Origin of the sequence: Mesorhizobium sangaii, assembly GCF_014207355.1 — a bacterium.
In the GTDB taxonomy this organism is placed as follows: Bacteria; Pseudomonadota; Alphaproteobacteria; order Rhizobiales; family Rhizobiaceae; genus Mesorhizobium; species Mesorhizobium sangaii.
Window position 1 is genome coordinate 485,052 of sequence record NZ_JACHEF010000004.1, and the last position, 13,783, is coordinate 498,834.

At 60.6% G+C, this 13,783-nt stretch carries 16 protein-coding genes and 1 pseudogene; 5 read left to right on the forward strand and 12 right to left on the reverse strand.

Annotated features, from left to right (window positions below; translation table 11 throughout):
• Positions 1–6: 6 nt before the first annotated feature.
• From HNQ71_RS22480 to HNQ71_RS22520, 10 genes are all read right to left on the reverse strand, one after another.
• A complete protein-coding gene (locus HNQ71_RS22480) occupies positions 7–288 on the reverse strand; it encodes a metal-sensing transcriptional repressor (protein WP_184874804.1) in 282 nt (93 codons plus the stop codon).
• Between the two features lie 400 nt (positions 289–688).
• On the reverse strand, positions 689–967 hold the full coding sequence (locus HNQ71_RS22485; protein WP_246461810.1) for a hypothetical protein: 279 nt from the start codon (positions 965–967) through the stop codon (positions 689–691).
• Positions 968–973: 6 nt separating this feature from the next.
• Positions 974–2,170, reverse strand: coding sequence for a recombinase family protein (locus HNQ71_RS22490; RefSeq protein WP_343068218.1), 1,197 nt, complete (start codon positions 2,168–2,170; stop codon positions 974–976).
• Complete coding sequence (locus HNQ71_RS35715) at positions 2,065–2,295, reverse strand: hypothetical protein (RefSeq protein WP_343068219.1); 231 nt, start codon at positions 2,293–2,295, stop codon at positions 2,065–2,067. The genes HNQ71_RS22490 and HNQ71_RS35715 overlap by 106 nt, the downstream gene beginning before the upstream one ends.
• Positions 2,292–2,732: a DUF2924 domain-containing protein gene (locus tag HNQ71_RS22495; protein ID WP_184874805.1), complete on the reverse strand. Its 441-nt coding sequence runs from the start codon at positions 2,730–2,732 to the stop codon at positions 2,292–2,294. The genes HNQ71_RS35715 and HNQ71_RS22495 overlap by 4 nt, the downstream gene beginning before the upstream one ends.
• Positions 2,729–2,929 carry a hypothetical protein gene (locus tag HNQ71_RS22500; RefSeq protein WP_184874806.1) on the reverse strand — a complete coding sequence of 67 codons (201 nt, stop codon included), beginning with the start codon at positions 2,927–2,929 and terminating at the stop codon, positions 2,729–2,731. The genes HNQ71_RS22495 and HNQ71_RS22500 overlap by 4 nt, the downstream gene beginning before the upstream one ends.
• Entirely contained in the window at positions 2,926–5,250 is a 2,325-nt protein-coding gene (locus HNQ71_RS22505) for a phage/plasmid primase, P4 family (RefSeq protein WP_184874807.1), read from the reverse strand. The genes HNQ71_RS22500 and HNQ71_RS22505 overlap by 4 nt, the downstream gene beginning before the upstream one ends.
• Complete coding sequence (locus tag HNQ71_RS22510) at positions 5,247–5,474, reverse strand: helix-turn-helix transcriptional regulator (RefSeq protein ID WP_184874808.1); 228 nt, start codon at positions 5,472–5,474, stop codon at positions 5,247–5,249. The genes HNQ71_RS22505 and HNQ71_RS22510 overlap by 4 nt, the downstream gene beginning before the upstream one ends.
• Before the next feature lie 325 nt (positions 5,475–5,799).
• Positions 5,800–7,275, reverse strand: coding sequence for a 7-cyano-7-deazaguanine synthase (locus HNQ71_RS34970; protein WP_184874809.1), 1,476 nt, complete (start codon positions 7,273–7,275; stop codon positions 5,800–5,802).
• Positions 7,256–7,651, reverse strand: coding sequence for a hypothetical protein (locus HNQ71_RS22520; RefSeq protein WP_184874810.1), 396 nt, complete (start codon positions 7,649–7,651; stop codon positions 7,256–7,258). Before HNQ71_RS22520 ends, HNQ71_RS34970 begins: the two co-directional genes overlap by 20 nt.
• Positions 7,652–8,090: 439 nt before the next feature.
• On the opposite strand from HNQ71_RS22520, the gene HNQ71_RS22525 reads away from it, so the two are divergent.
• The 3 genes from HNQ71_RS22525 to HNQ71_RS22530 all read left to right on the forward strand — a co-directional run bounded on the left by HNQ71_RS22525 (position 8,091) and on the right by HNQ71_RS22530 (position 10,117).
• Positions 8,091–9,155, forward strand: coding sequence for a site-specific DNA-methyltransferase (locus HNQ71_RS22525; protein ID WP_343068214.1), 1,065 nt, complete (start codon positions 8,091–8,093; stop codon positions 9,153–9,155).
• On the forward strand, positions 9,152–9,310 hold the full coding sequence (locus HNQ71_RS35720) for a hypothetical protein (RefSeq protein WP_343068215.1): 159 nt from the start codon (positions 9,152–9,154) through the stop codon (positions 9,308–9,310). Before HNQ71_RS22525 ends, HNQ71_RS35720 begins: the two co-directional genes overlap by 4 nt.
• Before the next feature lie 312 nt (positions 9,311–9,622).
• Positions 9,623–10,117 (forward strand): hypothetical protein, encoded by a 495-nt coding sequence (locus tag HNQ71_RS22530; protein WP_246461870.1) that lies wholly within the window; start codon positions 9,623–9,625, stop codon positions 10,115–10,117.
• Between the two features lie 103 nt (positions 10,118–10,220).
• Here the strand turns inward: HNQ71_RS22530 and HNQ71_RS22535 are convergent.
• Positions 10,221–10,559: pseudogene (locus HNQ71_RS22535) on the reverse strand (DUF4112 domain-containing protein); the annotation flags it as partial.
• Positions 10,560–10,623: 64 nt separating this feature from the next.
• A complete protein-coding gene (locus HNQ71_RS22540; protein ID WP_184874811.1) occupies positions 10,624–11,112 on the reverse strand; it encodes a YidB family protein in 489 nt (162 codons plus the stop codon).
• A gap of 194 nt (positions 11,113–11,306) precedes the next feature.
• On the opposite strand from HNQ71_RS22540, the gene HNQ71_RS22545 reads away from it, so the two are divergent.
• Complete coding sequence (locus HNQ71_RS22545; protein ID WP_184874812.1) at positions 11,307–11,981, forward strand: recombinase family protein; 675 nt, start codon at positions 11,307–11,309, stop codon at positions 11,979–11,981.
• 203 nt (positions 11,982–12,184) lie between these two features.
• Positions 12,185–13,435, forward strand: a complete 1,251-nt coding sequence (locus HNQ71_RS22550) for a cyclopropane fatty acid synthase (RefSeq protein ID WP_184874813.1) — start codon at positions 12,185–12,187, stop codon at positions 13,433–13,435.
• Positions 13,436–13,783: the final 348 nt, after the last annotated feature.

A 13,783-nucleotide genomic window follows, 5' to 3' on the forward strand; every position in this document is an offset into this window, starting at 1 on the left:
CGCTTCTCACAGGTACTTCGTGATGTCTTTGAATTCGTCGATCGAGCGGCGCTGCTCGCGCGCCAGCGGCCCGACGACGTCTTCAAGGCAATGGTTGAGGTGATCCTGGATCAGCGTCTTCTTAGCCTGCGAGATGGCCTTCTCTACAGCATGAAGCTGCTGGGCGATGTCGAGGCAGGGCCGGCCCGCTTCGATCATTTCGATCACGCCCTTGAGATGGCCATCGGCCCGCTTCAGACGCTTGACGATATCAGGATGAGTTTCGTGGATGTGTGGCAGATCGCTCATAGCTTAATGCTATCCTCCTGGAGAGGATATCACAAGCCGCAAGGCGAACGTCGATGCGGGCTACTGTTCGTTAGGATTTTGGAGAATATTCGTCTCTCATGCCCTCTGAAGCCGGGAGGCTTCTATGTTTCTGCCATGCATCGAAGCCTTCCCGCGTGGCCGTCGGCAATGTCTGCTGTCAGGATTGGCAAAGCTGACCTCAACGGCCGACATAGGCGCATTGCTGCCATTCGCAACGCGGACAATGAGGATCACCGTTGGGTTAAAACCAGACCTTCGCAGGCGCTGCGCCGTTGGCGCTCCCACTCAACGGGAAACCCGCGCACCAGCGGCTGCAATTGCATCGTCCGAGGCTGTCGCCCGTCGAGGATTGCCTCAACCAGGTCCGGCGCCAAGAGCGTCAGTCGAAGCATGTGGAGACGAACGACCGGTCGAGTTTCTGAGCCTCAGCGAGTTCGCTGATCGTCGCGTGTTGCCCTGATTCCAGCTTATGTTGCCAGTGGAATGCCTGGACGAGGGCTCTCAGCAGCGTGTTGTCGATGCGCGGGCGCGACGGTGCCCAAGCCTCTGCTCCAGCCGGAGTGACGACAAGTTTGCGACCGCCACGCTTGCGGATCGCCATTGGAATGGAGACCGTTAGCAAACAACCATCGCGGCTGATCTCGCGGTTGTTCTTCATGCTGCCCTATCCAAGGTTTGGTCGTTCCCAAAGCTCGGCGATGACGCTGGCTATGCCTTCGGTGCGAAGGCGGATGGTGATGCCGCCTACATCGACGTCGATGCGCTCGACCAGCAGCTGGATGATGCGCGCCTGCTCGGCGGGAAAGAGTTCCTCCCAAAGAGCATCGAACTGAACCAGGGCGTCGCGCACCTCGGTCTCGTTGATCTCGTCGCCGTCCTCGCGCGCGGTCGCCCAGGTCTTCACAATCATCTCTGGTGAGCGCAGCAGGACGCGGACCTGATCGATCACTGCGGCCTCGATCTCGCCGGCAGGCAGGCGCCGTACCGAGCAGCTTTCCGGCCCGAGCTTCTGCACGCTGGTGGTGACGTAGTACCTGTACAGCCGCCCCTTCTTGCGCGTGTGGGCCGGCGTCATGGCACAGCCGCTGGGAGCAAAGATCAGGCCTCTGAGCAATGCCGGCGTCTGCCTGCGGCAGTGCCCTGCCCGCTTGCGCGGTGGCTCTGCGATGATCGAGCGGACATTGTCCCAGAGATCCTGCGAGATGAGCGGCTGGTGCTCGCCGGGATAGCTCGTGCCCTTGTGCACGGCCTCGCCGATATACACCCGGTTGCTGAGCAGCTTGTAGAGAAGGCCTTTGTCGAACGACTTCCCATTCTTGCGCCTGAGGCCCTCCGCATTCAGGGTTCGTGCCAAAATGGTCGCGGAACCTATCTGCAGGAATCGTTCGAAGATCGAGCGGACAATGGCAGCCTCTTCATCCTGGATAAGCAGCTTCCGATTCTCGACCCGGTAGCCGAATGGCACGTTGCCACCCATCCACATGCCCTTTCGCCTGGATGCAGCGAACTTGTCCCTGATGCGCTCTCCGATCACCTCGCGCTCGAACTGCGCGAAGGAAAGCAGGATGTTCAATGTCAGCCGGCCCATTGAGGTCGTGGTGCTGAATGACTGGGTAACCGAGACGAAGGTCACGTCGTTGGCGTCGAACACATCGACCAGCTTGGAAAAATCCATCAGCGAGCGAGACAGCCGGTCGATCTTGTAGACGACAACGACATCGACCAAACCGGCTTCGACATCGCGCAGCAGCCGCTTCAGGCAGGGCCGCTCCAGCGTGGCGCCGGAGATGCCGCATCGTCGTATCGATCCGGCACCAGCACCCAGCCCTCGGACCGCTGGCTCGCTACATAGGCTTCGCAGGACTCGCGCTGGGCGTCCAACGAGTTGAACTCCATGTCGAGCCCCTCTTCCGAGGACTTGCGCGTATAAACCGCGCACCGGAGTTTTCGCACGATCGGCTTCGACGTCGGGGCCGCGGCTTTCATCGGCCTGCTCCCTTCTGACTGCGCAGGCCAAAGAACAACCAGCCGTTCCATCGCGTGCCGGTGATCGCGCGAGCGATGGCCGAGAGCGATTTGTAGGGACGACCTTGATATTCGTAACTGTCGGCCAGGACCGTCGCGCAATGCTCGACGCCCTGCCATTCACGCATCAGCCTGGTGCCGGCGACAGGTCGGTTATCAGAGCGGGTGCCCCCCGAGCGGGGCTCCAGATCCTCGGCCAGTGCGGCCAGTCGCTTCAGCGTCTCCGGCTTCAGCCCGCCATAGGCGAGTTCCTGCACCCGGTAGGCCAGCCTGCTCTCCAGGAACTTGCGATTGTAGGGCGGCGGCTCCGCTGCAAACAGGTCGCGCCACATCCCCTTCAGGGCAACGATGTCCATGGTCCTAATCGCTGCCAGCCTGCCGATCACTGCGTCCGTCATGCCCCATTCTCCGCCGGTTCGAGTTCGACTGCATGACCGCTCTGGTTGGCGGTGAAGTCCACGAAACTATTCTCCCGCTCGCCAGATTGTCTGCTTGACTGTCGTGCTCGCAGACGCCTGACGCCGGCCGCCAGGATGGTGCCTAGTTCGGCCAGGCGCTCGGCCGCGGTAAGCCGGTCGGGCGAGATCGGATTCATGCCGCGTCTCCCCGAGACGTTGCAGGGACACGCATCGGAACTATACCCTGCCACCCTCGCGACCTTGCCGATCGCTTGGACTCGAAGCCTCGGGCCTTGAGGGCTTCTCCAAGCTCTCGCTGTGACCCGCGCTCCGCTCCGTTGCGATCTGCCCAGGTGGACCAGCTCATGAAGAGAGCCGATGCAGCAGATGCCTTGGAAGGATCGAGGTGACACTCCTGGTCGATCCACTGGCCGATGACATCTTCGTCTTCGAAATACTCGTGCGCCGCGTCGACAACAGACGCAGGCGGTGCAAGCCCAATCCTGAACCAGTCAGCGCAACCTTCCAGCATCCAACCCAAGATGCCGTCGCGCTCTGCCTTCAGCTTTAACAGCAGCTGCCTGTCCCGGCGCTCGGGCGGGATCGTCACCTCGAAGGGCACCAGGTGGAGGCGCCGCCGCATGGCCTCGCCAACACTTGAAAGGCGGGGACGATGATTGCCGGCGATGAGGAGTTTGAATGTGGGCTGGAACTCGAAAAAATCGCGGTGCATGAAGCGCACGCGCAGCTTGTCCCCACCGGTAATCGACTTGATGCGACTTTCCGCCCATGCCCGGCCACTTTCGGTCTCGTTGACCGTGACCAGGCGTGCGCCTCTCAGCCCTGCGAGATCTGTTGGGTGACGCTCCCCCCTCCCGGCCATGAAGGTTTCGAGCGGAGCCGTGACGCCATAGTCTCCCAACACATCTGCGAGGACCGACAGGAAGACCGACTTGCCGTTGGCCCCCGCGCCGTGAAGGAAAAAGAAAACCTGTTCCGAGGTGTCGCCGCTGAGGCAGTAACCCGCGACACGGGCGAGATAGGCGAGGAGGACGGGATCGCCACCTGTGATCTCGTCGAGGAATTCTTCCCATATGGGGCAGTTCCTGCCGGGCGACGCTGCGGTCTGTCGCGTCATCGTTGCTCCACGCTGGTGAGGTCCGATCTCTCCCGTCCGAAGATCTACCACTCCTGCCGGCGTATTCAGCACCATCGTGTCGGCATCGAACTCTTCCGGAAGGGCCGTGTGGCGTGGATCGCTCCTGGCTATCCGCTCGACGGCCCTGATGGTCCGATCGCTGCAAATGCGTCGAATATCGGCTGCCTGCGCGCTGACTGCCGCGGCCCGGCAGATCTGCCGTACTACTTCGAAGACCTCGTCCGCCGAATCGATCTGCCATCGGGTTCCGACCCACTTGAGCCAGGCGCTCCAGACGGCGACATACCGCCAGTCGGGGGCGTTCAGTTCCGAGAAACGATCCGCCAGAGCGTCTTCTGTGACCGGCGAAAGGCTCGACTCGGGATTGGCTCCGGGCACATTGCTGGGCCAGTCATGCCGAAGGCCATCTTTGTGCTGGAGAGAACGGAACGCGACCTTTAGCCGTTCTTCCGGCCATGGCGGAATGACCAGCCCGGCGTTGTATGCCCGGACCTTGTCCCAGGCTTCTGCCAACGAAATTCTGCATAGCCGAGCCTCCCTGATGAAGTGTCCGATCACGGTCGAAACAGCATTGAAGCGGGTTATCCCGTCGGCACCTCCCTCCCGAACCGGAAGCGTCAAAAGCTCCGTGACGGAGGGGCGACCAGCATTGAATCCCTCGTGCAGTTGAAATTCCTTGGTGCGCAGGCCCGGAAAATGAGGAAGCTTGCCAGCCAATTCGATTAGGCTGGAAAGGTCATAGCGATTTGCGTTGATGTCCCTGATGGTGACCGGAGACAGTATGCCATGCTTGCCATGGACGCTTCCGGCGATCCGCACTGGTTGATGGGCGCTGCCGAAGGCCGGGTCCGCGGCGACCAGTGAAGCCAGAAGCGAGCGCAACCTGCATACCTCAGCGAGCTGCTCGCCTCGAGCGACTGCTGTGAGCCGCCAGTAGAGATGCCTCTTGCAGGTTCCGTTTTCTGTGCGGCCGCCGGACAGCACATCGAGTGTTGGCGCCCCAAGGTGGTTGGCAAGATGAGCAGCCTTGGCCTCGATGTCGCCCTCATCAAGGTCTACGAGCACGACGGCCGTCGCCGACACATCGCTGGCCGTCGCCTTGCCCGGCGCGTCCACTAGGCCAGGGACGACGAACAATCCAACGCCGGCCCGCAGCGCCTCGTCTGCCAAGGGGCTGACCTGATTGACAAGATCGGCGCCAGTCCTGATGAACGGCGTCTTTGGCGGGCGCGAGGGGGTTCCCTTTTCGGCGAAGAGACGGATCGCGGCGTATCCCTCCAACCCGTCGAAGAGAACCGAGAGGTGAGTGGCGATCGCATGGCGGTCCGGAACTGGCCCATCAGAATGCAGCGAGCTCATTTGCCGCCCCCTTCGATATGGCGGGCCGCTGCCTCGAATGCTTCGATATCGGTCAGCCGATACAGGACGCGCTTGCCGATCAGGAGGAATCCAGGCCCCTGCCCTGAGCCGCGCCAGCGCTGGAGTGTTCGTTGCGATAAGCGCCACCGAGCGGCGAGTTCGGCCTCGAGGAGATGTTCCGCTGGCTTTTGCCCGGTTGGACGGTGAGAGTTGATCAATGTCATGTGCCGCGTCCGCTGACCTCGTTTTCAATGGGGTCATCTTCCGATATGCGCGGCGGGTGCTTCTATGATCGGTCCCTGACGCCAGAGGGCCGCTTCATGACAATCAGTGACAGACCCAAACCGAATCGCTGTCGCTCAAGCCTTCTCTTCCTGACAAACCGGTCCGCATCCTGACAGGCCATCCGACTGGGCCTGATTGAGCTGCGCGTCAGGGCTTAGTCCGTGGTGATAACTGATTCGACGAAGCGGCTTTCCGGGTCGAGCCGGTAACCTCTTTGGGGGCGGGTCTCGATCAGAAGTGGTTTGGCCGGTGGCACGCCCTCAATCACAGAGTAGAATTCTTCGAGTTCGCGCCTGCAGCGCAGAATGCGCTGCTCCACAACCGACTTGTTGGATTCAGGGCGGCGGCGACGGCGCCAGAAGCCGTGAACCTGAACTCCTTCGCAACGCGGCCGCCTCCAACATCTTCATCGTGGACGGGCCTCATGGGAACCACGACGCTGGCATTGACGCCTTTCACCTCGCCCAATCCCGCTACGGTCAGGCGACATGACTTCTCCTCGCCTGAAAGTGTGAGCCGCAGCGGAAAGATGCCGTTCTGCTTGTTTGACGTAGCCTGCTTGAGATCCTGGTCTTGTATGGCGTAGCGATCCTTGAGAGTGGCTGTGTCCGGCATGGTCGCTTGTCCGTTCATCACACTCAGAAACATGCGAAGAAGCGAGGTCGCCGGAAGAGCTCCGGCAATCAATTCGGCCGAGTAATTCTTGACGCCCCAGGCAAGCGTCTCCTGCACAGCCTGTCCATGTCGCCTTTGAAGTTCCATGATATTGAGCGCGGTTTGGCGGGATGGCTGATCAGGGAAGCCTTCAATGATGCGGCCGATCTCGCTGCCAAATCTTTCGAGGAACGTGAGGTCGTCCATGTTTGCCAGGGAATGAGCGTGACGGGTCCAGTCCAGTGCCATGGTCCGGCTCTCGCTCTTTTCTCGCGTGTCGGTCAGAACCTCGGTTTCATAGATGCTGGCCGGATCGTACTCGCCCATCCCGTTGGCAATCATGGCAAAGCGGCGGTCAATGCATTGCGAGCAGGCGCCACAATGGGTTTTGACGACGGTGCGGTTGTGGACCTCGCTGCAACTGACGCTTTCGGCGATCAGGTCCGTTGCGCCGTGATCGCGCAGCCGGGACACCACCTGCGTCTTGGTGAGCCAAGTATATGGATTCGAGAATTCGAACGGCTCCCCAGTCATCAGTCGGAGCAGGTGACCGAGGCGGTGGACAACGAGCGGGTGGGTCGTTCGGGTGGCCAGAGAGCCAATCACCTGGGGGCTGATCGGTAGGTTCTGGCTGACCACACCGTTCTCGAAGAGAAGCAGCTGTCTGGTGTCCAGGATATGCGAGACGAGAAAGCCGAGCGCGGCAAACAGCAGTGGCCTCGACCGCTGGGTTGTCTCGGACGCCTCTCCTGCCGACCTGCGCGCTTTGATCGGGATCCATAATATCCGTCCGGGGAAGCGCTCCTTCAGTCTGGCTGCAAGCCAGTCCTGGTGAGGCATCCGCTTCTGCGCCGAGCGATGAGTCACGAGCGCCAGGCGTGCATCAGTTGTGGCCAGCTTCTCGACGACGCCGGCAAGAGAATCCAGTCCCCCGGAGAACAGGATGACTTCGTCGGCCATGAAGGCCGATGATTGATCGAAATCGAGGAAGATAGATGACCTCGCGCGCACAGCCGACCGACTGAATTCGAAGTCCACATCATCGTCGGTCATGAATTCGGTCGCATCAGTCAGCGCTTCGGTCACGTCGGCGCGGCTCCAGAAATCGGGTTCGCGCACGGAGTTCGGCAAAGTCGCTTCTGCCGGCCCGGGCAGTACGATTGTCCAGGTGACGACCGACCGCCGTAAGCACCTGGGTCAGCTCGGGGTGATCGGGAACGTCGACCCCAAGCTCGCGAAGTCCGACGCCGAAATTTCCTGTGCGGGCCGCCTGCGGGATGAGGCATAACAGCCGGACTGCTTCGACGAAAACCGGATCGGTTACGGCCGATGCGAGCTCACGCTCTATCGCACGAGTGGTCGCCGAAATGATCTTGTCTTCCGGAGCGCCTTTGGTGAGGAGGCCGACGACGGCACGCCATGATTTGGATTTCGGCAACCGGCCGAGGCGGATGTGCCCCATCGCGTTAGCAGCCCAGATTGGAAAAGGGCAGAGTGCAACCCGCTCCTATCTAACTGCTTAACCGATCCGCTAAGATTGGCTCTAGACCGATAGAGCGCTGGCCCGGTGACGGGAATGACGCGAGATGACGGACAGATCCATATTTGTTTCACACGCACGCGTAGGGAGAAAAACAGTTTTGTCTGTCACTGCGCGTCATCATCTGCACTGAGAGATATCCCTGTCGCCTGATGTCTAGGAATGTCGCCTTACGTCATCAATACTTTGGCGTTGCTGCGTGGTAAGGTGGAAGACATCAGATTATTTCAGGAGCCTGCAGTTGGAGCAGCAAACAGATGGGTGCGGAGTTCATGTTCGGCCTGTTGAGAACGGCCCGTCCGCGTCGCCTCGCTGCGCCAGTCCGCCGGATGGTGACCGCGTTCCTCCTGGCATTCTCTTTGTGGAGTATCGTCCTGCCGCGGCTCTGATCCCGTTCGCGAAGAACGCCCGCACGCACAGCGATGCGCAGGTGGCGCAGATCGCGGCATCGATCCGCGAGTTCGGCTGGACGAACCCGATCTTGGTCGACGGTGCGAACGGCATCATTGCCGGTCATGGACGGCTGCTGGCGGCAAGGAAGCTCGGCATGCAGGAGGTGCCGGTCGTCAAGCTCGCCGGCCTAACGGACGCTCAGAAACGCGCGCTAGTCATTGCCGACAACAAGCTGGCGCTCAATGCCGGCTGGGACAATGAACTGCTTGGGCTGGAACTCGCAGATCTCGGCGAACTTGGCTTCGATCTGTCGCTGACTGGCTTCGACGATCTGGAGATCGCCGTGCTGACTGGGGCCGGCAATTCAGGACTGACTGACCCGGACGACATTCCCGAGACCCCAGCGCTATCAACCACCCTGTCCGGCGACGTTTGGATCCTCGGCAAGCACCGGCTGATCTGCGGCGACAGCACCAACGCCGCTGACGTCGAACGCGTGCTCGCCGGGGTGAAGCCGCATCTGCTTGTGACGGATCCACCATATGGCGTCAGCTATGACCCGGCCTGGCGCGAGCGCTTCGGTGACGGGGCCAACCTCGCCAAGGGAACCGTGTTGAACGACGATCGTGCCGACTGGCGCGAGGCCTGGGCGCTATTTCCCGGTGACGTTGCCTATGTCTGGCATGGCGCCCTTCATGCCGCCACAGTGGCCGCCAGCCTGGAGGCCAGCGGCTTTGCCGTTCGCTCCCAGATCATCTGGGACAAGACCCGGCTGGTCATCGGCCGCGGCGACTACCATTGGCAGCACGAGCCGGCCTGGTACGCCGTCAGGAAGGGCAAGAAGGGCCACTGGGCGGGGGATCGCAAGCAGACCACCGTCTGGGCCATCCCGCACCGGAAGTCGGACACTGGCCACGGCACGCAGAAGCCTGTCGAATGCATGCGGCGCCCGATCGAGAACAACTCCTCGCCCGGCCAAGCCGTCTACGAGCCGTTTAGCGGCTCCGGCACGACGATCATCGCGCTGAGATGACCGGCCGCTGCTGTCACGCGATCGAACTGAACCCGGCCTATGTCGATGTCGCCGTGACCCGCTGGCAGGACTTCACCGGCCAGGCAGCGGTGCTGGAATGCGACGGTCAGAGCTTCGCCGAGGCAAAGCTTGAGCGGATCGAGACAAGGCCATGACCACCAAGACTGCGATCCTGCAGGCGATACGCCAAAAATGTCTGGACTGCTCCGGCTGTCAACCGGCCGAGGTTCGCGAGTGTCCCGTCAGCACGTGCGGTTTGTGGCTATTCAGGTTGGGGATGGACCCCGACCCCAGCCGGATTCGCGGCTTCGCCAAATCCCCCGTGTACACGGGGGATTTCGAGGAAGGAACTACAAAGGGCACTCAGGTAGCCCAAATGCCCTCGCCTTCGAGAAATGGCTTCCTACACGCGAGTTTTGGGGAAAGCGGGGCCATTGTCGCCGGCAGCATCGATCTGGAGCCCTGACATGGCCCGCCCGACCCACCAGCCCGACGACGCCTCGCGCCGCCAGGTCGAAGCCCTGGCCGGCTATGGAGTACCCGAGACCGGCATTGCCGACATGATCGGTATTGATCCCAAGACCCTGCGCAAGCACTACCGACAGGAACTCAGGATTGGCCATACCAAGGCCAATTCCGCTGTGGCGCAAAGCCTGTTCCGCAAAGCGACAGGCGAAGGCCCTCAGTCGGTCACCGCGGCGATCTTCTGGGCTAAAACCCGCATGGGCTGGAAAGAGACGATCGTCAACGAGCATAGCGGCCAGCCAGTGCATAAGATCACTCGGATCATCATCTCGCCACCTGACCCCAAAACGCTCCGGGCAAACCGCGCCGTCACTCTTGAGCCTGAGCCGGCCGAATGGGAGCCGGTCGGCGCACGCCCGAGGGTGTTAATTGAGAGTCCCGGGCAAGTCCAAGCGACCGAAATGGATGACCGAGGGCCCTCTCCGAACAGCAGGTAACTACCTGCTCGATCCCTGATCGGTAAACCACCCATCCAGGAGGGCGACTACGCCTCCTTGGGGAAGGCATCACCGCAGCGCCTTGCCGTTGGAGGTGACGGCGAAGCAGCCTGATGTTGCGATTATTGGCCTTGAAATATACGTCGAAGATCGAGCCGAGAATAGGAACGCTTCCCACGACCGTATCGAACAGCACGTTGCCTAACATGCGGGCGACCAAGCCATTTCCAGCCCCGCATTTTCGGGCTCGCAAAACGATATAAGCCGAAACCAGGCCTGTTGCTGCATCCCCGAGAACGGGTACCAGACCCACCAAGGCATCCAATCCAAAACGAATTGACGTCCCCGGAATGACCCAGCGGGAATCCAGTAGAGCGGCCAATAGATCCAACTCGGCAATTGCTTTCGCTACTTCGGACTCGCGGTAGTCCTGCCCACTCATCCCTGGCGCGGGGAATGTGCGATTTATCAGATCTCCTTGCAGATCTGTCACGCTAGACTTCGCTCTAACCGGTTGGATTTTTGGCTTGCGTCGTACGCGGAGGCACGTCGTCGAGCAGGGTCGTCTCACCCGAGCCTTGCGTCGGCTCAGCTACTGGCAATTCACCATTTGGCGTAAGCTTGTTGACTGCCTCGGGTAGATCTCTTGTGATCCTGGCAATCAGCTCATCGCGCGAAAGACCCGTCTGCGTCGAAAGGGAAGCGAGTGTATCTTCGTCGATTGCCGTTTCCACGTCCTTGGGCTCGATTGGTTGGTTCGGCCCGCTGCCAACCCACGAGTCTACCTTTGATCCCGCCCCTGCACTTCTGAACCGGTCGAGGATGTCGCCGAGGGCCGTCCCCGAAACGCCTTTGGATAGGTGATCCAGGATCCCGCCTTGCGGGTCGTTTGGATTACGATCTCCCGCTCCACGGATTATGTCGCCGATCTTGTCGCGATTTTGGTATGCCAGGACGCCAAGCATAGCGATCGCTAATTTTCCCAGATTTGCCATTGGTCTCCTCCACGGTTCAGATGGAGAAGGGCTCGACCTCGCAAAAGTTCCGCGAACGACGATCTATTATTGTGAGGGATGCACGCGGAAAGCTGCAATTTCCAGCTATCGTGTTGAAAGAACTTGGCTTTTGTTGCCGACTGAGCAAACTGCAAACGGTGGTTTGCAGTTTGCACACCCGGAGGATTTGCATCATGCCGACCGCAGTAGCCTACTATCGGGTCTCAACACAAAGGCAGGGTCGATCAGGCCTCGGCATCGACGCCCAGCGAGCAGCCGTCGCCCGCTTCGCCGAAACCGAAGGCATCGCGGTCTGCCACGAGTTTACCGAGGTCGAAACCGGCAAGGGCTCGGATGCCCTGGACCGGCGCCCACAGCTGGCAGCCGCGCTCGCCCAGGCTCGACAGGCAAAATGTCCGGTCATTGTCGCAAAGCTCGATCGACTATCACGCGACGTCGCCTTCATTGCCGGTCTCATGGTTCAGCGCGTTCCTTTGATCGTCGCTGAACTTGGAGCCGATGCCGACCCGTTCATGCTGCACCTCTATGCGGCGCTCGCCGAGAAAGAGCGGCGTCTCATCTCGGAACGCACCAAAGCCGCCCTCGCCTCTCGCAAGATGACCGGAACGAAACTTGGCAACCCAATCAATTACGCGCAGGCAGCCGCCAAGGGACGACAGATCTCAGTGCAGACGGCCGATCGGTTCGCTGAGACTGTTCTTCCGGTCATCGATTCCATCCGTCGCTCCGGCATCACCAGCCTGCGCGGGGTGGCGACTGCCTTGAACAACCGCGGCGTTCGGACAGCACGGAACGGCCGGTGGCAGGTTCCGAATGTGAGGAATCTATTAGCGCGCACGAGCGCATAGCACTCGGAACAGTTTTAATAGGCGGGAAAATCACCAGTTGTAGATCGGTTAGAAACCGGATGGGTTCCGGCCGTGCATAAGAACGGCGGCGGCCTGGAGGGGATTGTCCTCCTGTTACGACGTCAAGGCTCAGGATTGCGCGTCCATTAGCTTGAGTGCATGTTTAGTCGGCCGGCTTGGCAGAACATGTGAGGTCGAATGTCATGAATATACTGCTGCGTCATGTTCTCGAGAGTCTGGTGCGTCAGGGAAGCCTGCGTGTTTCCGGGCCGAATGGCATGATCGACTCGTTTGGTGATGGCACAGGAGCGCCGGCGCACATCCACATCAAGACCCTCGGGGCCGAGCGGGCAATCACCTTCGATCCGATGCTCGCCTTGCCGGAAGCCTATATGCGCGGCGAAGTCGATATTCCCGAAGGCGGGGTACTTGGACTGATGCGTATCGTCTTCCAGAATATCGGCGATGCCGGTATCGATACGGCCTGGACCAGGGCCATCGACGGGGTGCGGCTCGCGTTCCGACGCTTCCAGCAGATCAACACGACCCGGCGTTCACGCCGCAATGTCGCAGTTCACTACGATCTTTCGGTCGACCTCTACCGGCTCTTTCTCGACGACGACATGCAGTATTCATGCGCGTACTTCCAAAGACCAGAAATGACGCTCGACGAGGCGCAGTCGGCCAAGAAACGCCACATCGCAGCAAAGCTGCAACTGGAGCCCGATCTCAAGGTGCTCGATATCGGATGCGGCTGGGGCGGGCTTGCTCTTTATCTCGCTAGGTCGTTCAAGGCGGATGTTCTGGGGGTGACGCTGTCGAGGGAACAGCACGCGGCCGCGACGGACCGGGCGCGTTCGGAAGGACTGGCAAGTCGCGTTCGGTTCGACGTCAGGGACTACCGGGAACTTGGCGAGCGTTTCGACCGCGTCGTCTCGGTCGGCATGTTCGAACATGTCGGTGTCAATCACTACAACACCTTCTTCGCCAAATGCGCAGAACTGCTGAACCCGGATGGGGTCATCCTCCTTCATACGGTTGGCCGTTCCGGCCCTCCTTCGACAACTAGCGCCTTCGTTCGCAAACACATCTTTCCGGGCGGCTATGTCCCTGCTCTGTCGGAAGTGGTGCCAGCCATCGAGAAGGCCGGACTGGTCATCACCGATGTGGAAATCCTGCGCGTGCATTATGCCGATACGCTGAAACACTGGGGCCAGCGCTTCGCTGCCAATCGCGACAAGGCCAAAGCCATCTACGACGAACGCTTCTGCCGCATGTGGGAGTTCTATCTGGCCGCGTCCGAAGCCGCGTTCCGCTGGCAGGATCTTGTCGTCTTCCAGATCCAGCTCACCAGGAATAATTACAAGCTGCCGACCAATCGCGACTACATGGCAAGATGCGAGAAGCTGCTGGAATTACACGCGATGGCCCACTCGAATGGCGATCTCCATTGAAGGGCTCGCCGCAACGAGGAATGTATTCCTGATATCGCTGGCGCCGGCAAGTGCCGTGGGCTGCGGAAATTAAGGAAATGCGTCGGGTCCGCTGCCGGGGAGACAGCGGACAAACTAGGGCCAAGAGGGGCAAGGCCCTTTATGATCCCTGTGCGGGGGATCATGGTCATAACACCGGGCGGGATACAAACGTTCCGTCGGCTGAAAGATATATCCGGGACCATCGGCGCGAGTGCGCCGAGTGGGGAAGGCTAGTCGCGAGCCAAAGCCATAGACCGATGCCACGACTAAGGCGCATAGTTAGCTCATGTCGCTGCCTCAACGCGCCGATCTAGCGAACGACAATGG